The following is a 16,557-nucleotide window of genomic DNA, read 5'->3' on the forward strand; positions in this document are numbered from 1 at the left end:
TCAAAAAATGCGCACTCAGGCAGGCATCCCCGATGGGGCCGAAGCACACGCCGCGGCGCTTTATTGGGACGCCTTCGGACAGAAGCTCGGGATGACGATGGGGCCACGCGACAAGGCGCTCCAGTTCATTCAGCGCGTCATGGACCCGAACCACGCGATCTGTGCAACCGATGATGATGGCCAATTGTTAGGAGTCGTCGGATTCAAAACCTATGATGGTGCCTTCGTCGGCGGCGATTACAGCGATCTAGTCGCGATCTATGGCCACATCGGGGCGATCTGGCGGGCAGCTCTGCTTGCACTGCTTGACCGCGATGTCGAAAACAAACGCTTCCTTATGGACGGTATTTTCGTGGACGCCGCCGCCCGCGGTCAAGGGATCGGTAGCGCCCTGTTGCACACCATTATGCAAGAAGGACGCGATCGCGGATATCCGGAACTGCGCCTTGATGTCATCGACACCAACCCCCGCGCCAAATCGCTTTACGAACGCCACGGTTTTACAAAACTGAAAACCAGCCACCTCGGCCCATTACGTCACGTGTTCAAGTTCCGCAGCGCGACCACGATGATCAAGGCGCTCTGATCTTCTTTTGGTCGTAAATATCTCGGGAGTGTGAGGGCAGCGCCCTCACATTTTTCGCAGAAAAATACTTAGCCCGACCCGATCAAAGCACCTGCTGCAAAGACCAACGCACCGCCCAGAACGACCTGAAAGACCGCCTTCACAAACGGCGTCTGCATGTATTTGTTCTGAATCCATGCAATCGCCCAAAGCTCAACGAACACCACAATCAAGGCAATGATCGTCGCGGTCCAGAAATCTGCGATCAGATACGGCAACGCATGGCCTAGCCCGCCGATGGTGGTCATGACACCCGCAGCGACGCCGCGCTTGTACGGCGATCCACGGCCAGAGATTTGACCATCATCAGATGCGGCTTCAGTAAAGCCCATCGAAATACCCGCGCCGACAGATGCGGCCAGCCCGACGAGAAAAGTCGTCCATGTATCCTGCGTCGCAAATGCCACGGCAAAAATCGGGGCCAAGGTCGACACTGACCCATCCATCAGACCTGCAAGGCCGGGTTGGACCCATGTCAGCACAAACTGGCGATGGGCCGCATCATCTTCTTGGCTTTTAGCATCAGCACCCAGATGGGTTTCGGCAAGATCACCGGCCAAATCGGCATGTCCCGCTTCCGCAGCCGCCAGATCACCCAACAACTTACGGGTGGCGGCATCGGTCACACGGGCGGCAGCCGTTTCATAAAACCGCTGGGCGTCGCTTTCCATTTGCGACGCTTCGCTGCGGACACGGTCCAGCGACAGGTTCTCGATCAACCAAACGGGGCGACGGGCATAGTAACCTGCCACATGTTCGCGGCGGATCAACGGGATCATATCGCCAAACCGCGCTTGGTGCAGATCAATCAAACGCTGGCGGTGACCGTCTTCCTCAACAGCCATGCCGTCAAATACCGCAGCCGACGCCGGATAATCCTCGCGCAATGCCTGTGCATATTGGCGGTAAATGCGGGCATCATCTTCTTCGGATGATATGGCGAGCGCTAGTATTTCCTGTTCAGACAAATCTTTGAACTGACGACGATGGGCAAATCCGGGAATCATGGCAGACCTCAATTTAGAATGATTCTAATATAGGCAAAGTTCCGCAGGGGGCAAGGCGCGCGCACTTGCCCAAAGTGAACTGAATAGTTTATATTCCCCTCACCCCCCTATGAAAGCAATACACCATGCCCGACGGCACCCTGCCCACAATTAAAAAAGGTCGCAAATTTGCGCAAGTTCTAGAAGGCGCGCGTAAAGTCTTTATGGCTGACGGCTTTGAAGGGGCCAGCGTTGATGACATTGCCAAAACGGCTCAGGTGTCTAAGGCGACGCTGTACAGCTACTTTCCCGACAAACGCCTGTTGTTCATGGAAGTCGCACGGGCCGAATGCCAACGCCAAGCTGAAGGCGCGATCGCGACCATCGACATGGACAGCCCTGTGCGGGAAGTTCTGCACGACATAGCGCTGCAAATGGTCCACTTTCTCACGTCGGATTTCGGACTGCGCATCTTTCGGATTTGTGTTGGTGAAAGTGACCGTTTTCCCGAACTTGGACAAGAATTCTACGAAAGCGGCCCCATGATGGTGCGCTCACGGATCGTTGATTATTTGACCGATGCGACCCTGCGTGGCGATCTACAGATCGCAGATGTGCCTTTGGCGGCAGACCAATTCGCGGAGCTTTGCAAAGCAGACCTATTCCCGCGCATTGTCTTCAGCATGGACCGGACATTTTCACAGGCCGAGATTGACCGTGTCGTCGATGGCGCCGTGGCCATGTTCATGGCCTGTTACGGGACAAACCCCGCAAAAACGTAATAGGGGCCGCAAAGCGCGACCCCTCTCGTGTTCATTTGGGTGGTTTAGAATTCAACAACGGCCCGAATAGATTTGCCTTCGTGCATCAAATCAAATCCATGATTAATTTCATCCAATGACAGTTTGTGCGTGATCATCGGATCAATCTCGATCTTGCCGTCCATGTACCAATCCACGATCTTCGGCACGTCCGTCCGGCCAGATGCGCCACCAAACGCGGTCCCGCGCCAGCTGCGACCTGTGACCAACTGGAATGGCCGTGTGGAAATTTCTGCACCCGCAGGGGCCACGCCGATGATGATGCTTTCACCCCAGCCTTTGTGGGCCGCTTCCAATGCTGTGCGCATCACGCCGACATTGCCCGTGGCATCAAAGGTATAATCCGCACCACCGCCAGTCAGTTCGACCAAATGGGCAACCAGATCACCTTCGACTTTCGAAGGGTTCACAAAGTCGGTCATGCCGAAATGCGTCGCCATCTCGACCTTGCCATCATTCAGATCGACACCAACAATCTGATCCGCGCCCGCAAGGCGTAGACCTTGGATCACGTTCAGACCAATGCCCCCCAAACCAAAGACAATACCGGTCGATCCGATCTCGACTTTCGCCGTGTTGATCACAGCGCCGATCCCCGTCGTCACACCGCAACCGATATAACAAATCTTATCAAACGGGGCGTCTTTACGGACCTTCGCGAGCGCAATTTCAGGCACAACAGTGTGGTTCGCGAAGGTGGAACAGCCCATGTAGTGATGGATCGGCGTGCCATCGAGCATGGAAAAGCGTGTCGATCCGTCGGGTAGAAGCCCAGCACCCTGCGTCGACCGGATTTTCTGGCACAGGTTTGTCTTCGGGTTCAGGCAGTATTCGCATTCGCGACATTCTGGCGTGTACAGCGGGATCACGTGATCGCCGACTTCCAGCGATGTCACACCTTCACCAACTTCTATCACAACGCCTGCGCCTTCATGGCCTAGGATCGCAGGGAAAATACCTTCGGGGTCGTCGCCAGACCGGGTAAATTCATCCGTGTGACATAGACCCGTTGCCTTGATCTCGACCAAAACTTCACCCGCACGCGGGTCTTCAAGATTGACCTCCATAATCTCAAGGGGTTTTCCGGCCGCTACGGCGACAGCTGCACGAGTACGCATGGGCGTGACCTTTCTATAATGTGTCTCATGTCAGTCTTGCGGGCAAAAACATCCTCTTTCAAGGGTGCAATCAGACAGCGTTCAGGGCTTGCCAAGACAAACCACGACACGGCAAAGTGCATTCATGAAAAAATATGTTCTTCTTTCCGCTTTTGCCGCTGTTGTTCTCGGCGGTTGCGCAGGTACATCAGGCAACGCGCCTGTCGACGAAACCGACCCGTGTGGTGCGCAAGGCCATACCGCATTGCTTGGATCGAACATCGCTGCTGTGACACTGCCTGCCGATCTGAATGACAGGGTCGTAGGGCCTGACACCGTTGTCACCACAGATTACGTGCCCGGTCGGTTGAATATCGAAACCAACGCAGATGGCATGATTATTGGTCTGTCATGCGGGTAACTGTTGTCGTTGTAGCACTTTGCGCCCTCGCGGCATGCAGCACCCGCCCCCCAGCCATTGTCGCACCTACGGTTGATCCGGTCCCCGTCGGGGCAGCAGATACATGTGGGGCCACACCCTTCGGCTATCTGGTTGGCCAAGACGCAACAGCGCTTGAACGCGTCCTGATCCTGCGCCAAGTCCGCGTCATCAGACCGGGTGACGCCGTGACCGAAGATCTGCGACCTGAACGTATCAACTTTTATATTGGAGCGGATGAACGCATCCGGACAATCACATGCGGTTAACTATTTTGGCCTTGTTTGGCACCCTTTGCACAGCTTGCATCCCTGCGACCCCCATCATTGAACCTCCGGTCGCCAATCCGATCCCGACCGGTCTTGACGATACTTGCGGGGCCGCGCGGTATAGCGGGATCATCGGGCAAGATGCTTTTGTTCTGGAACGCGGTTTCCGGCCTGGCGAAATTCGGATCATCCGCCCCGGCACTGTGGCAAGCCAAGAATACCACCCCGACCGGCTTGGGTTCGAGATCGGTGCGAACAACACGATCCGCCGGATCATCTGCGGCTAAAAACCATCAGTCTAATGCGTCGGCATGTGGTTTGATGTGTGGGAAAGTTCACAAAGTCTCCGGTGCCGCACACTGGGTGGGGGCTATCGAATGCAGCACCGGAGTAGCACTTTGCTGAGTACTGGTTTGACGTTTGCAAGTGGCAGCATGTCGTTCGGTCCAAGGCATTGTACCGTTCATTTTGGGGCAAGATTGGGGCGTTGTGGGTAAAAGCCTTGATTCCTTGCCCTGTTGCCCCAAAATGATCCCTATGACTTTGACATCACTCCACCGCCCGCTGCCCGAACAGGTCGCTTTTCACCGCACCGAATTATCCGTGATCATGTCGCTTTACGGTCGGATGGTGGCCGCAGGCGAATGGCGGGATTACGGAATATCATCCCTGCGAGATTTCGCCGTTTTTTCCGTCTTCAAGCGGACCGCTGAAAACCCGATCTACCGGATTGAAAAGCGCCCCAAATTGCGGATGAAGCAGGGTCAATATGTGCTGATCGGCATCGACGGTCAGGTGCTGAAGCGCGGGAATGACCTGAAATCCGTGCTGCGGGTGCTTGAACGGAAATTGATCCGCATCGTCGATTGATCGGTCAGCGTAGCAACGATGGCGCCTAAACGATCCGTTTCCGCGCAGTGATATCTCCATCGCCTTGCGCCTTGATCCGAATAGTTGCGGCTGTGATGGGTTCATAGGCCGTCGCCATGTGGTGCGCATTAGCATGCAACAACACATCCGCATCGACCATGATACCAACATGACCTTTCCAAAACATCAGATCACCGCGCTGTAGCGGCGCGTCGGGCGCGATATCTTGCCCCAGTTCCGCTTGCTGCATATCACTATCGCCCGGACAGAAATGACCACAGGCCTGTAGACCGGCTTGCACCAGCCCCGAACAATCGACACCTGCGGTGCTATTGCCACCCCACAGGTAAGGTGTTCCAAAATATAGCTGTGCGACTGTGACAGGATCGGCGAATGGCCGATCAAGCGGGCGCAAATGCTTTTTCGGAATGAAGCCCTGTGGCGTCTCGTACATCTTGGGGCGCTCATCAATGACCGTGACCTGCGCCCCGAAAGTCAGGCGCATCAGGTCGGCTGATTTGAAGCTTTCGGTCTCGTAAGCATGGGTCGCCGCCGTCGCGATCCGAAACGTGGGCGCTTTGGTGTCGTCAAGCGTATCGCTGGGCACATAGCCTACGTATCCATCCGCATCTGATTGAATGAATGACCACCCGTCGTGGGTTTCAAACACAGTCACGCCCGCCCCTAGCAACAGCTGACGATCCCGTTTTCCCGCAGGCTTTGCGCAAAGATCAACGATAGGGCGCGTGACTCGCATTGGCGTGCCGTCAACGTATTTTTCAGCGGCGACGATGCCCTGCAAATGGCGCGCCGCGACGCGTCCGTTTGCAGGTGTGATCCGGCGGTCCGTCACAGGTTAAGCATCGCAGGCAATGCCGCAAGGATCGCGCGCGCGCCCATGCCAACGCCGCCCTTCGGACGGGCTGGTTGCGCGACAGGCTGCCAGCCGTAGACATCAAAATGCATGTAAGGCGCTTCAACGAAACGGCGCAGGAACAGCGCCGCCGTGATCGTTCCCGCAAATCCCCCTTTGGGCGCGTTGTCCAGATCAGCAATCCCCGGTTCGATCATGGATTCGTAAGGTTCGTGGAACGGCAACCGCCAGACCGGATCAGCCACATCAATCGCAGCAGTTTCAAGCGCTTGGACGCATTTCATCTCGTTGGTGAAGTACGGCGAAATGTCAGGGCCAACCGCCACACGCGCAGCGCCGGTCAACGTCGCCATAGAAATCACCAGATCAGGTGTCGCTTCATCCGCGAGCGCAAGCGCGTCAGCCAGCACCAGCCGCCCTTCGGCGTCGGTGTTATTGATCTCGACGGTCAAACCTTTGCGAGACGTCAAAATGTCCTGTGGCCGGAACGCTGTGCCATCAATGCTGTTTTCGACGGCAGGGATCAGCACCCGCAACCGCAGCGGCAGTTTAAGCGCCATGATCATATGCGCGAGGCCAAGCACAGTCGCGGAACCGCCCATGTCCTTTTTCATCAGTCCCATAGATGCACCCGGTTTGATATTCAGACCGCCAGTGTCAAAACACACGCCTTTCCCGACCAATGTCAGTGTCGGACCATCATCACCCCATGTCATGTCCATAAGGCGCGGGGCGCGATGTGGGTCGGGACCAACGGCACGGCCAACGGTATGGATCATGGGAAAATTCTGTTCGAGCAGATCATCACCCGTGGTCACATGCAGCAACGCACTATGCTCATCAGCCAACGCACGTGTCGCGGCCTCCAGATCACCGGGGCCCATGTCGGCGGTTGGCGTGTTGATCAGATCGCGGGTCAATGCCTCGCCCGCCGCAATGATTTCCAGCCGCGCCGCATCAACACCTTCGGGTGCTTTCAATTGAGCGATTGGTTTCGACGGCTTGACGTACCGGTCAAACGAATATCCCGCCAAAAGCCAACCAAGCGCAGCTTCTTCCAACGCTAATCCATCCAGACCAGCGGCAATGTGATAAGTTGCGACAGGCAGCTTTGTCGCGGCTTCCGCAATTTGGAACCGACCACGCGCGCGAGCTCTCGCAGTCCCAAATCCAACCAGCGCACAGGCAATCGCACCATCCGCACTAGGCACGACTAAGGTCTGCCCCAAGCTGCCGACAAAAGCGTTGGTATCCGCCCAAGCGCGTGCTTCGGCGGGAATAGCGTCCAAATTTTCAGAAGAAATTACGTAAAGAGGGATGCTTTCTGCATCGTCCGGGGCAAACGTCAGCGACATATCTCATCCTATTTCGGGCATTTTGCGCCAGACTAGCAACACAGGTCAGGGCTGCAAGGATGATCGTGACGGAACCGCAGGGAACCTCTGGACCGGATCAGTGGGAATAGTGGCGGAAATCCCAAACATGGCTGACTGCCGCATCAAACGCGCGTTCGAGGCGGGCCAAAGTCGCACCAAGCGCCACACCGCACTGCATTTCAGCCGCGTTAGATGTGTGCCGCGCAACCAAAGCAACTTCGGTCAGGCCAATCTGTTCGGCAACGGCAGCTAAACGCTTGGCAGGGGCGCAAATTTCCGAAAACGCGCCCGTTGTGCGGCCATTCTGCAGATAGTCCAGTTTGGCAGCGATATCTTCCAAAGCGCGGCAAACGATATCTTCGGCCTCATGATCAGGCAATGCGGCGAACAACGTGCGTAAAGGGGCAGGATCCATCGTAAACTGTTCCTCACATCGCAAGACAGCGATGCGGGCAGCGGGGCGGGCTGGCGGCGGTGCCAGAAGGGGGCTGTGATAAGTCATACCCTTGTTATAGCGTACGTTGGTATCCGAAGTGTTGATCCGGACAATTGAAAAGGTTCAAAAACCTCTCGAAATCCGAGCAAATTCGACATATCAGCCAAGGAACTTTTCGGGAGTACCACAATGCCATACCGCCGCCCCCTACCCGCCTATCTGGCCAAGCGCTACCAAGGTTGGAAAGCCACGACCTACACAGAGAACAAAAGCTGGTACAAGCATTTGGCGGAAGACGGGCAGCATCCGCGTGCGATGGTCATTTCCTGCTGCGACAGTCGGGTCCATGTGACGTCAATCTTTGGGGCAGATTCAGGCGAATTCTTTATTCACCGGAACGTGGCCAACCTTGTGCCACCCTACAACCCAGACGGTGACTATCACGGGACGTCTGCAGCAATCGAATACGCTGTGAATTCCCTTAAGGTCTCGCACCTGATCGTCATGGGTCATTCGACCTGTGGCGGGGTCGCTGGCTGCTACCACATGTGTTCAGGCAACGCGCCGGAGCTGGAAGAAAAGACTAGCTTTGTTGGCCGCTGGATGGACATTTTGCGCCCCGGCTATGACCGTTTGCCTAATGGAACTGACGAAGAACGGCTGACGGCACTGGAAAAAGAATCCGTGCTGGTGTCGCTTGAAAACCTGATGACCTTCCCGTTCGTCAAGGACGCGGTAGAAGGCGAACGCCTGTCGCTTCATGGGCTGTGGAACGACATCGGCGAAGGCACACTGGAAGAATTCGATCTCGAAAACGGCTATCACGCGATCTGATCATTAGTCAGTCGACTTTACACGAAATGCACCCGCCCCAAACGCTTTGCGCAAGTTTGGGGCGGGTGGCAAACGGCGCTTTAGTTTTCAGTGCCCTCAATGATCGCAATGACCTTTTCGTAAAGCTGTTGAGCCGGCAAACCGCGGGCTGAGTATTCTTCGATCCACGCCTGCGCCGCAGGTGTCGCGACCTCGTCTTTGATTGATGCAATGATATCGTCGCGCAATGTCAGCACCGCAATTTCGTTTTCAGCCAATGCCGGACCCCACGCGTCCATTGTGGCCCCTTCGTAATACGCAACATAATGATCAAGCGCCTCATCCACGGATGACATCAGCGCATCGCGGTGTGCTTCGTTCAGGGCGCTCAACGCTTTCGTGTTCACCACAACCGGGCAATTCACAGTTCCGGGGTTCAAATTGCTGGTCCACCATGACCCCTGATCAACGGTGCCAAATGCCATATGGGCATGCGGTGCAAAACTGACGGCGCGAACTTCACCCGATGCCATTGCCGCTTGAACTTCCGGGGCCGGAATGGACACCAATTCACCGCCGAGCGCTTCGATCGCTTTGCCGACACCGCCTGTTGCGCGGACGGTTAATCCCGTGAAATCGGACAGGGAAGACGGCAGGTTTCCAGCGCCCATGATATTGTACTGTGGCAACGGCGACGGCATCAAAAGGGTCGCGTTCCAGCGTGACATATCGATTTGGGTGATCGGGTCACGATAAACAGCCAACGAAAGCGCGATCTCCTGTTCGAGCGATGTAACCCCCAAAAACGGCAGCTCAAGCACTGTGATCGTTGGGTTCTTTTCCGGATGATATCCTGCGCAGAACTGCGCCATTTCAAAGCTACCCTTTGAAATTCCATCCAAATTTTCGCGACTAGGCGCCAAGCCACCGTAGGAAATATTCAGCCTAAATTCGTTGTTCGTCTTCTCGGCAACCAGTTCAGCCAACTTTTCGACGTGCTCAGTAAAGGCACGACGTTCCCCCCACAGCGAAACGTCCCATTCGGCGGCTCCTGCGATTTGTGTACTCACGCAAAGGATCGTGGCGGCTGTCGCGATTAGGCTTCTGGTCATATTGTATCTCCTCCCGGCATTATCTATTTTCTGCTCAAAAAAGAGGCTACAGCAGCGCCACCATCGCATTCATGAAGAAATCCGCGCACCGATTGCCTGCCAGACTGCGGAATTCCGCAGGTTGGCTTCGCTTTTCTCGGAATTCTGCACTTGCAGCATCTGGACGTAACGCTAAGTAAGCTAAAACTGCATAAGGACCGACATGACCGACATTTTCGATCTTGCCGCCGCGAACCTGATTTCGCCAATTATTCTTAGCTTTGCGCTTGGTCTTGCTGCAGCACTTGCCCGATCCGACCTGACAATCCCCGAAGCCGTGGCCAAAGGCATGTCGATCTACCTTTTGTTCGCCATCGGCTTCAAAGGTGGCGCATCGGTTGCAGCCCACGGTGTGGATGGCACGCTGTTGTCGGCAGTCGCGGCAGGTATCGTTCTGTCGTTCGGCTTGCCATTCGTCGCCTTCGCTCTGCTGAAAATATTGACCAAACTCGATGCGACGGACGCGGCCGCTGTCGCCGCGCACTACGGGTCAATTTCGATCGTGACCTTTGTGGCCGCTACATCCGTCCTTGAAGGCAAAATGATCGACGCCGAAGGTTACATGGTCGCAGTCGCCGCCGCGATGGAAGCCCCGGCGATCCTGTCCGCCTTGTGGTTGGTCGCCCGATCCGGATCAGGCGGCAAAATGGCGCCCGGATTGATGCGGGAAATCATGCTGAACGGATCCATCGTCTTGCTTGTCGGTGCCTTCGCGATCGGCGCGGTGACGGGCGAAAAAGGACTTGCCGAGATTGAATCCTTTATCGTGAACCCATTCAAAGGCGTGCTGTGCCTGTTCTTGCTCGACATGGGCCTGATCGCGGGGCGCGGACTGCGCCAAGCCAAAGGGGTCGTGACACTACCGATGGTCGCCTTCGGCATCGCCATGCCGCTTGTCGGTAGCATCATCGGACTGGCACTGGGAATGTTGATTGGTCTGTCGCTGGGCGGGATCGTTCTGATGATGGTGCTCGCCGCCTCTGCCAGCTACATCGCCGTGCCTGCCGCGATGCGGGTGGCGTTGCCACAAGCGAACCCAGCGGTGTACCTGACACTGTCGCTCGGGGTAACGTTCCCCTTCAACCTGACACTCGGCATTCCGATCTACCTCGCGATTGCCCAAGCAATGACCGGAGCCTGATATGGAAATGCACGACGCTAAACGGGTATCTATCGTCATCGAAGCCCCGCTGGAAAGCCGCCTAACCGACGCTTTAAACACCGCAGGGGTGACAGGCTACACGATCATGCCAGTGATCGGTGGATCAGGCCGATCCGGACAGTGGACCCGCGACGGCCAAGTCGGCAGATCGGGCATGGTGAACGTGGTGTGCCTGATTAAACCAGAACGGCTCGACGGCCTACTAGAAGCCGCATTCGCAGTGGTTGAACCCCATATTGGCGTTGTATCCGTGACCGACGCGCAAGTGCTACGCGCAGAACGGTTCTGATACGCAATCGGGCCGCGCAATATGCACGGCCCGTTCGCTATTTTCTAAATCGTTAGGTTACATTCTTAAGCGACTACAGACCGCCAGTCACAAACGGGTGCTGGTCCACGTAGGTTTCGTCAGACCGGTACATCAGGCGGTTTTCCAACGACCGTAGATCGGCAAGGTAGGCATTAACCGCTTCGTTCGCTGGGATACCCAAATCTGTCGCGGCTTGTGTCCAGGCATTCAGATCCGTCAAAGAACTCAACCAAAGGTCATCAAGCAAAGCTTTATCGGCTTTTGCGAAGTTCAGACCAAGGTCCAACATCCGCGACCGGAAAGAGTTGTCGAAATCGTCCCACGCGGCAGACCGATGGGCCAGCGCTTCGCCCGATACTTCGCGGATTGCAGCCTGGTCTTCAGCCGAAATTTGCACCCATGCGTCGTTAGACATCACAACCGAAAACGTTGGCGTATAAAGGCCGTTATCAACTTCCATCACAGAAACGGTCGATTCTTCGTTCCAGATACCAAGCGCAATCGCAGCGCCGTGTGCCAAGAAGAACGTCGGGTCGTTGTCATGGGTCGCTTCATAGGTCGCGGTCCAATCCGCGACTTCGGCCCGCATTGCGGCAGGACCACGTGTATCCAGCCCGTCAAAATACGGGATCGCATAGTCGTTTTTCGCAGCAATGCCTTCACCAGCCACGACCGGCATGCTTTCGTCACGCCAGATATGAGCAGCCGGCGAGGCGATAAAGCCAAGCAGCTCTGCTTCGGGGAAATAGTCAGCTTTCGCCAAATAATCCTCGTGCAAACGCCACATGGACACGGCAGTCTGTTCGGCGGAGCCACCGAACATCGGCTCCATCGACAATTGCAGTAACGGGTGGCTGTCTGCCAAATGTGAATTCAGGGCGTATGTCGCATCCACCGCACCGCTTGTGACCAGATCAAGCTGGGCTGCATGATCACGGTTCATAACTTCTGGATCAACGAAGGTCACGCGCCCTTCAGTCACCTCTGCAATTTCGGCGAGATAGGCATCAACGATCCCGCTGTTAATGATGAATGGCGGGGCGGATGCTTTGTTAAAGGTAAAGATCAACTGATCCTCGACAGCAGCCACAACAGTTCCATCATCAGACAGACACGGCACCATGAAATTCTGACCAATATAGATCATATCAGGGTTTGCACCGATGGTATCGACGTTCGCGGTGTAGATTGGTTGATACAACAGCGATCCGTAGGCCCGCAGACTAATACCGCTTAGGGTATCACCACTGACAACTGTATAGGTCTGGCCACATGCGATATCGATTGCGTTGCTTTGGGTGGCCGCCGAAATCGAAGACGGCAAAGTAATTGCGCAGACAACTGCGCCTTTTATAAAACTATTCATTTGGAACCTCTAAAACTTAACGCGCCGCGGAAAAAAGCGGCGTTTACAAGATCAGAAGACCAAATCAATTTGTCGAAACAATGGCGCAATTTTAATATCATTGTGCACATTTCGAAACCAAAAGAAAAAGGGTAGCTCCCGTTGGGAACTACCCTTTTCTACGTCACACCGCCCCTCACATCGACGCAGATCACATAAGCGTCCAGCGAAGCAGGCCCCCGCCAAGGGCATCGGTGTTCAGCAAACGGGTGCTGGCCTCAAACAAGGCCAGCAACACGATCAGGATCAATCAAGGTACGTAACCGGAAGTTCGGACTGCGGACCACAGCGTACAGGCAAGCCAGGTGCGGTACGGGAATATTCACGACTAACGCCGGTGTAATGCGGACAGCCGTCCACGAGGCTTGTCATTTTGGTCGAAACAGTTTGACTGCTTGTCCCCATGCAGGCTGTTGTGGACAAAAGAGCGATTGCGGCAAAAGTAATTTTGAACATGGTTCTTCCTTTTTGGTGAACGTCTGTTTTGAGATTTGTAGTATAATTCTGGTGTTAGGCAGTCCGTGCGCCGTTCGGAACACGGTGGGAAACGATCAACCGCAATAGCGGTGTGATTTGGTACTCTGTATGAGACACAACGCACTTGATTGCGCGGCTGGTACGAGACACAGGTCCGTTAACGTTTTGCGCTTTTCGTGCTGGCTTCTTTTCGTCGGCACGATCTTGCATGATATCATCAGCACTACGCGTCAGTCGGTCTAAAAAGTCGCCTTCAATCTCAGGAAAAGGAGTGGCAGCTCCTTTGCTTATCGTCAGTTTCATTTCATCGCCCCCAGTTGCGGATTGATTAATTAATCTCGCAAAACGAAAGTGAATTTCATGGGAAGTGACTTTTCTATTTCCCCGGACGTAACGTAAAAATGAGAAAAAAACCGTAAAATCAATAAGAAGGCAATTTTTAAAAAAATGCAAAAATAGGCAGTTTTTGTCAGAATCGCCCAATTTTCGTTAACTTTTGCCCGCAAAATGAGCGCACATCGGCCTCAAAATTGCATCGAATCGAAACAGAATCGATTAGATTCCCGATACTGTTTATCTTTCTTGCTTAATGCAAAAAGTTAACAAAGCTGGGCTGTTGCCGAATTGGAAACAATGACAATATTTCGCCATAATAGTTAACACATTTCGATGTATAATACATTTTCACCAATTCGTTAATATTTTATTAACATGAAATTAACTAAATCAATTGATACAGCCAACGAAAAGGCGGCTGCCTAATTGCACACCGCCTCTTCGCTTTTAAATTCATAACAGACTTCACATATTCGGAAAATAGTCTTCGCAATTCCCTTCGCGATACACATCCGCCGTACAGCAGTGCAGACCGCCGCCAAAAGCATAGGCATCGCGCAATTCGACTTCGACAACTTCCATACCCAGCTTGTCCATTTGTTCAGCTTGATAGACTTCTGATTTCTCAACACAGACCGTTTTCGGATCGAGCACCAACACGTTCATAGAAAGCCACGTTGATGAATAGCATAGCGGCGGCGGCGTATTATGCGCGGGCTGTGCCGCATCGTGGATTTCCCAACCGTTCTTTTCAAACATTGCGCGTTGATCTTCCGGCAAACGGCGTTGCGGATTGTTCAGGATCAATCCTGGGCGCAGCGGCGTAAAAGTCGCGTCGATATGGATCGGATAGGGATCACCGGGGAAATTAACTGTATGCACGCGATGATCAGGGAAATGACGCCGCAGCCATTCGATGCCTTTCAGGTTCGTTGTGAACCCGTGCTGCACAACCAGATCGCGGCCAAATCGCAGCACGTCAGCAGCGTCGAACAACGGTTCTTCCTCGGTGGTGACAAAGAACTTCTCAGCGGCCCATTGCAGGCGCTTTGCGTTGCCAATCTTATCGCTCAGATAATCGGGATGATAATCCGCATCCGTCAAACGCGGCTTTGGCGCGCTTTCATGGCGGAAATTCGGGTCTTCATTGAAATACCGCTGCATCAGCGGGCGATAGTTTAGGTATTCGAACCAGCGGCAACGATACGACATCGTCGCCTCGAGCATTTCAGATCCGACCGTCAGCAGCACGTCACGCGGCGGCATACAGCCAAACTGGCTATCTGTGTGGAAGTCAGGCGTCGTCGCGGGCAGCGAATGATCAATGCTCGTCGGGCGATCCACACGAATACCACGGGCCTGCAATTGCGCCGCAAAATTATTGAGCAGTTCATTCGCCCGATCAATCGTTTCCTGCGGACGGCGTCCCCATTGGCCGCGCATGTCGCTGTCTTCGGGGACCTTCGCATCAAGGGCTGGTTCTTCGGGCGGAATATGGCAATCATCAGCACGGCCAACGATCACGTGTTTCAGTGGGTCCCATTCGTTCCAGCTATTGACGACAGTCTTTTGCATCTTGTTCTCCCAAACATTTCAAAAATGGGTAGTCACAAAATTTTTGCCTGACAAGCGTTAGAAAAAAGCGCGCCGTAGCAGGTTAATCCCCATCAGCAGGAAGACCCACAAAATGACCTGCCGGAACTTCGCGGGGTCCATACGCCTGCGGATCGCCTCGCCGATTGTGAAACCAATCAACGTGGGCACAATCATCATGATCGACATCGGGGCAGTTTCTCCGTTCAGCAATCCGGTTTGCCAAAAGCCCACGATTAACGGAACGGTCCCGATCAGGATCAAAACGCCAGCGGCTCGGACAAATTCCTCGGCCTCCACGCGGCGGGCAATCAGATAGGTGACCAAAGGCGGCGACCAAATGCTCGTGAAGCCACCCAGCACACCAGCAGCGATCCCCGTGATCACCTGACCAAGCCCGTCACGATGATCCGGCAACGCGGGCGGGGTACGGGCAAGGCTGGTGACCGCAAAGATCACAATAGCGACGCCAATCACACCGATCAGAAAATCAGGAGGCACCTTGGCCGTGAAAAAGGTCGTGATCATCAGGGATACGACCATAAACGCGACCAGCACCTTATACCGGCGCAACGTATCCAGGCCGACGCCCGTGCGGTACACCTGCCAGATGTTCGCGATCAGCATGGGAAACACGACAACCGCGATGGCAAAATGGGGCGGGCTGAACTGGCTCATGATGCCAATCGACACCGTCGGCATCCCGATCCCGACCAGCCCTTTAACAGACCCCGCGAAGATAAAGACGATAGCGATTAGAAAAGCGAACTGGTCAAAGGCGAACATGGTGCAGGGGCTTTCCAACAAAATTCAGCCGGACCCTAGGCGGTTCGCCATCGGGTTCCAAGCGGCGTTTCGCGCTGAACAGTTGCCGCACATTTATGTGACCGGCAGGCACGGAACCTATGGGCTTTGTCATGGTTCCCCGTCTGAACCGCAAATAAAAAGGTGACGACGACATGGCAAAGACACTGACACCCAACACGACTTTCCCCGACATGACGGTCGCAACGCTTGACGGCGACAACGTAACATTGGGCAAACCAAATCCCGACAACGGGGACTGGAAACTGGTGGTTGTCTATCGCGGCAAGCACTGTCCAATTTGCAAGAACTACCTGACAGAGCTCAACGGCATGCTGGATGATTTCGCAGCTATCAACGTGGACGTCATCGCCGTTTCAGCCGACCCAAAAGAAAAAGCCGAAGCATCAGCAGCCGACATCGGGTACAAAGGCAAACTGGCCTACGACCTCAGCATTGCGCAGATGCAAGAATTGGGCGTCTATATCTCAGACCCGCGCAGCCCTGAAGAAACCGATCGCCCGTTTGCAGAACCCGCAACATTCGTGATTCGTGGCGATGGCAATCTGCATATTGTCGACGTTTCAAACGCGCCATTCTCGCGACCCGCACTGGGAGGCATCTTGAGCGGACTGAAATTTATCCGCGAAAAAGACTACCCCGTCCGCGGTACACACAGCAGCTGACCAAACAAAAAGGCCCCGCATCCCTGC

At 54.7% G+C, this 16,557-nt stretch carries 21 protein-coding genes; 10 read left to right on the forward strand and 11 right to left on the reverse strand.

Annotation, left to right across the window (positions count from 1 at the left end):
• Nucleotides 1-7: 7 nt before the first annotated feature.
• Entirely contained in the window at nt 8-586 is a 579-nt protein-coding gene (locus AC0L7R_RS16970) for a GNAT family N-acetyltransferase (protein WP_473658032.1), read from the forward strand.
• Nucleotides 587-654: 68 nt separating this feature from the next.
• Here the strand turns inward: AC0L7R_RS16970 and mbfA are convergent, their stop codons facing one another.
• Nucleotides 655-1,632, reverse strand: a complete 978-nt coding sequence (gene mbfA, locus AC0L7R_RS16975) for an iron exporter MbfA (protein ID WP_473658033.1) — start codon at nt 1,630-1,632, stop codon at nt 655-657.
• Between the two features lie 125 nt (nt 1,633-1,757).
• Between mbfA and AC0L7R_RS16980 the strand changes: the two genes are divergently transcribed.
• The gene (locus AC0L7R_RS16980; RefSeq protein WP_473658034.1) at nt 1,758-2,393 is read left to right on the forward strand and encodes a TetR/AcrR family transcriptional regulator C-terminal domain-containing protein; all 636 of its coding nucleotides are present in this window, start codon (nt 1,758-1,760) and stop codon (nt 2,391-2,393) included.
• A gap of 44 nt (nt 2,394-2,437) precedes the next feature.
• On the opposite strand, the gene AC0L7R_RS16985 is transcribed toward AC0L7R_RS16980, so the two are convergent.
• The gene (locus AC0L7R_RS16985) at nt 2,438-3,550 is read right to left on the reverse strand and encodes an S-(hydroxymethyl)glutathione dehydrogenase/class III alcohol dehydrogenase (RefSeq protein ID WP_473658035.1); all 1,113 of its coding nucleotides are present in this window, start codon (nt 3,548-3,550) and stop codon (nt 2,438-2,440) included.
• A 124-nt stretch (nt 3,551-3,674) separates the two neighbouring features.
• On the opposite strand from AC0L7R_RS16985, the gene AC0L7R_RS16990 reads away from it, so the two are divergent.
• The 4 genes from AC0L7R_RS16990 to AC0L7R_RS17005 all read left to right on the forward strand — a co-directional run bounded on the left by AC0L7R_RS16990 (nt 3,675) and on the right by AC0L7R_RS17005 (nt 5,107).
• Nucleotides 3,675-3,950 carry an I78 family peptidase inhibitor gene (locus AC0L7R_RS16990; RefSeq protein WP_473658036.1) on the forward strand — a complete coding sequence of 92 codons (276 nt, stop codon included), beginning with the start codon at nt 3,675-3,677 and terminating at the stop codon, nt 3,948-3,950.
• On the forward strand, nt 3,941-4,237 hold the full coding sequence (locus AC0L7R_RS16995) for an I78 family peptidase inhibitor (RefSeq protein ID WP_473658037.1): 297 nt from the start codon (nt 3,941-3,943) through the stop codon (nt 4,235-4,237). The genes AC0L7R_RS16990 and AC0L7R_RS16995 overlap by 10 nt, the downstream gene beginning before the upstream one ends.
• On the forward strand, nt 4,228-4,524 hold the full coding sequence (locus tag AC0L7R_RS17000; protein ID WP_348109854.1) for an I78 family peptidase inhibitor: 297 nt from the start codon (nt 4,228-4,230) through the stop codon (nt 4,522-4,524). The genes AC0L7R_RS16995 and AC0L7R_RS17000 overlap by 10 nt, the downstream gene beginning before the upstream one ends.
• A 250-nt stretch (nt 4,525-4,774) precedes the next feature.
• Entirely contained in the window at nt 4,775-5,107 is a 333-nt protein-coding gene (locus tag AC0L7R_RS17005; protein ID WP_247128577.1) for a DUF2794 domain-containing protein, read from the forward strand.
• A gap of 25 nt (nt 5,108-5,132) precedes the next feature.
• Here the strand turns inward: AC0L7R_RS17005 and AC0L7R_RS17010 are convergent, their stop codons facing one another.
• From AC0L7R_RS17010 to AC0L7R_RS17020, 3 genes are all read right to left on the reverse strand, one after another.
• Nucleotides 5,133-5,960: an NlpC/P60 family protein gene (locus AC0L7R_RS17010; protein ID WP_473658039.1), complete on the reverse strand. Its 828-nt coding sequence runs from the start codon at nt 5,958-5,960 to the stop codon at nt 5,133-5,135.
• Entirely contained in the window at nt 5,957-7,336 is a 1,380-nt protein-coding gene (locus AC0L7R_RS17015) for a leucyl aminopeptidase family protein (protein ID WP_473658040.1), read from the reverse strand. Before AC0L7R_RS17015 ends, AC0L7R_RS17010 begins: the two co-directional genes overlap by 4 nt.
• Nucleotides 7,337-7,433: 97 nt before the next feature.
• Nucleotides 7,434-7,772, reverse strand: a complete 339-nt coding sequence (locus AC0L7R_RS17020) for a hypothetical protein (protein WP_473658041.1) — start codon at nt 7,770-7,772, stop codon at nt 7,434-7,436.
• Between the two features lie 210 nt (nt 7,773-7,982).
• Here AC0L7R_RS17020 and AC0L7R_RS17025 point away from each other — a divergent pair, with 210 nt between their 5' ends.
• A complete protein-coding gene (locus AC0L7R_RS17025) occupies nt 7,983-8,627 on the forward strand; it encodes a carbonic anhydrase (protein ID WP_348109846.1) in 645 nt (214 codons plus the stop codon).
• A gap of 80 nt (nt 8,628-8,707) precedes the next feature.
• Here AC0L7R_RS17025 and AC0L7R_RS17030 read toward each other — a convergent pair whose 3' ends face one another.
• Nucleotides 8,708-9,718, reverse strand: a complete 1,011-nt coding sequence (locus AC0L7R_RS17030) for a type 2 periplasmic-binding domain-containing protein (protein ID WP_247128582.1) — start codon at nt 9,716-9,718, stop codon at nt 8,708-8,710.
• Between the two features lie 202 nt (nt 9,719-9,920).
• On the opposite strand from AC0L7R_RS17030, the gene AC0L7R_RS17035 reads away from it, so the two are divergent.
• On the forward strand, nt 9,921-10,898 hold the full coding sequence (locus AC0L7R_RS17035) for a sodium-dependent bicarbonate transport family permease (RefSeq protein ID WP_473658042.1): 978 nt from the start codon (nt 9,921-9,923) through the stop codon (nt 10,896-10,898).
• 1 nt (nt 10,899) lies between these two features.
• Nucleotides 10,900-11,208: a P-II family nitrogen regulator gene (locus AC0L7R_RS17040; RefSeq protein WP_247128584.1), complete on the forward strand. Its 309-nt coding sequence runs from the start codon at nt 10,900-10,902 to the stop codon at nt 11,206-11,208.
• A gap of 73 nt (nt 11,209-11,281) precedes the next feature.
• Here the strand turns inward: AC0L7R_RS17040 and AC0L7R_RS17045 are convergent, their stop codons facing one another.
• The 5 genes from AC0L7R_RS17045 to AC0L7R_RS17065 form a co-directional block, all read right to left on the reverse strand.
• The gene (locus tag AC0L7R_RS17045) at nt 11,282-12,595 is read right to left on the reverse strand and encodes a LysM peptidoglycan-binding domain-containing protein (protein WP_473658043.1); all 1,314 of its coding nucleotides are present in this window, start codon (nt 12,593-12,595) and stop codon (nt 11,282-11,284) included.
• 285 nt (nt 12,596-12,880) lie between these two features.
• A complete protein-coding gene (locus AC0L7R_RS17050) occupies nt 12,881-13,090 on the reverse strand; it encodes a hypothetical protein (protein WP_473658044.1) in 210 nt (69 codons plus the stop codon).
• A gap of 54 nt (nt 13,091-13,144) precedes the next feature.
• Nucleotides 13,145-13,594: a hypothetical protein gene (locus AC0L7R_RS17055; protein ID WP_473658045.1), complete on the reverse strand. Its 450-nt coding sequence runs from the start codon at nt 13,592-13,594 to the stop codon at nt 13,145-13,147.
• A gap of 318 nt (nt 13,595-13,912) precedes the next feature.
• Nucleotides 13,913-15,022 carry a serine/threonine protein kinase gene (locus tag AC0L7R_RS17060; protein WP_473658046.1) on the reverse strand — a complete coding sequence of 370 codons (1,110 nt, stop codon included), beginning with the start codon at nt 15,020-15,022 and terminating at the stop codon, nt 13,913-13,915.
• A 57-nt stretch (nt 15,023-15,079) separates the two neighbouring features.
• Nucleotides 15,080-15,826: a TSUP family transporter gene (locus AC0L7R_RS17065; protein ID WP_473658047.1), complete on the reverse strand. Its 747-nt coding sequence runs from the start codon at nt 15,824-15,826 to the stop codon at nt 15,080-15,082.
• A 173-nt stretch (nt 15,827-15,999) separates the two neighbouring features.
• On the opposite strand from AC0L7R_RS17065, the gene AC0L7R_RS17070 reads away from it, so the two are divergent.
• Entirely contained in the window at nt 16,000-16,530 is a 531-nt protein-coding gene (locus tag AC0L7R_RS17070) for a redoxin domain-containing protein (RefSeq protein WP_473658049.1), read from the forward strand.
• The last annotated feature ends 27 nt before the right edge of the window (nt 16,531-16,557 follow it).

Source organism: Yoonia sp. D2-7 (assembly GCF_055809435.1).

What these genes read in the sequence shown, in the direction of transcription:
- AC0L7R_RS16970 (WP_473658032.1), top strand. Translation starts at nt 8, where the DNA reads ATGCGCACTCAGGCAGGCATCCCCGATGGGGCCGAAGCACACGCCGCG.
- mbfA (WP_473658033.1), bottom strand. Translation starts at nt 1,632, where the DNA reads ATGATTCCCGGATTTGCCCATCGTCGTCAGTTCAAAGATTTGTCTGAA.
- AC0L7R_RS16980 (WP_473658034.1), top strand. Translation starts at nt 1,758, where the DNA reads ATGCCCGACGGCACCCTGCCCACAATTAAAAAAGGTCGCAAATTTGCG.
- AC0L7R_RS16985 (WP_473658035.1), bottom strand. Translation starts at nt 3,550, where the DNA reads ATGCGTACTCGTGCAGCTGTCGCCGTAGCGGCCGGAAAACCCCTTGAG.
- AC0L7R_RS16990 (WP_473658036.1), top strand. Translation starts at nt 3,675, where the DNA reads ATGAAAAAATATGTTCTTCTTTCCGCTTTTGCCGCTGTTGTTCTCGGC.
- AC0L7R_RS16995 (WP_473658037.1), top strand. Translation starts at nt 3,941, where the DNA reads ATGCGGGTAACTGTTGTCGTTGTAGCACTTTGCGCCCTCGCGGCATGC.
- AC0L7R_RS17000 (WP_348109854.1), top strand. Translation starts at nt 4,228, where the DNA reads ATGCGGTTAACTATTTTGGCCTTGTTTGGCACCCTTTGCACAGCTTGC.
- AC0L7R_RS17005 (WP_247128577.1), top strand. Translation starts at nt 4,775, where the DNA reads ATGACTTTGACATCACTCCACCGCCCGCTGCCCGAACAGGTCGCTTTT.
- AC0L7R_RS17015 (WP_473658040.1), bottom strand. Translation starts at nt 7,336, where the DNA reads ATGTCGCTGACGTTTGCCCCGGACGATGCAGAAAGCATCCCTCTTTAC.
- AC0L7R_RS17020 (WP_473658041.1), bottom strand. Translation starts at nt 7,772, where the DNA reads ATGGATCCTGCCCCTTTACGCACGTTGTTCGCCGCATTGCCTGATCAT.
- AC0L7R_RS17025 (WP_348109846.1), top strand. Translation starts at nt 7,983, where the DNA reads ATGCCATACCGCCGCCCCCTACCCGCCTATCTGGCCAAGCGCTACCAA.
- AC0L7R_RS17030 (WP_247128582.1), bottom strand. Translation starts at nt 9,718, where the DNA reads ATGACCAGAAGCCTAATCGCGACAGCCGCCACGATCCTTTGCGTGAGT.
- AC0L7R_RS17035 (WP_473658042.1), top strand. Translation starts at nt 9,921, where the DNA reads ATGACCGACATTTTCGATCTTGCCGCCGCGAACCTGATTTCGCCAATT.
- AC0L7R_RS17040 (WP_247128584.1), top strand. Translation starts at nt 10,900, where the DNA reads ATGGAAATGCACGACGCTAAACGGGTATCTATCGTCATCGAAGCCCCG.
- AC0L7R_RS17045 (WP_473658043.1), bottom strand. Translation starts at nt 12,595, where the DNA reads ATGAATAGTTTTATAAAAGGCGCAGTTGTCTGCGCAATTACTTTGCCG.
- AC0L7R_RS17050 (WP_473658044.1), bottom strand. Translation starts at nt 13,090, where the DNA reads ATGTTCAAAATTACTTTTGCCGCAATCGCTCTTTTGTCCACAACAGCC.
- AC0L7R_RS17060 (WP_473658046.1), bottom strand. Translation starts at nt 15,022, where the DNA reads ATGCAAAAGACTGTCGTCAATAGCTGGAACGAATGGGACCCACTGAAA.
- AC0L7R_RS17065 (WP_473658047.1), bottom strand. Translation starts at nt 15,826, where the DNA reads ATGTTCGCCTTTGACCAGTTCGCTTTTCTAATCGCTATCGTCTTTATC.
- AC0L7R_RS17070 (WP_473658049.1), top strand. Translation starts at nt 16,000, where the DNA reads ATGGCAAAGACACTGACACCCAACACGACTTTCCCCGACATGACGGTC.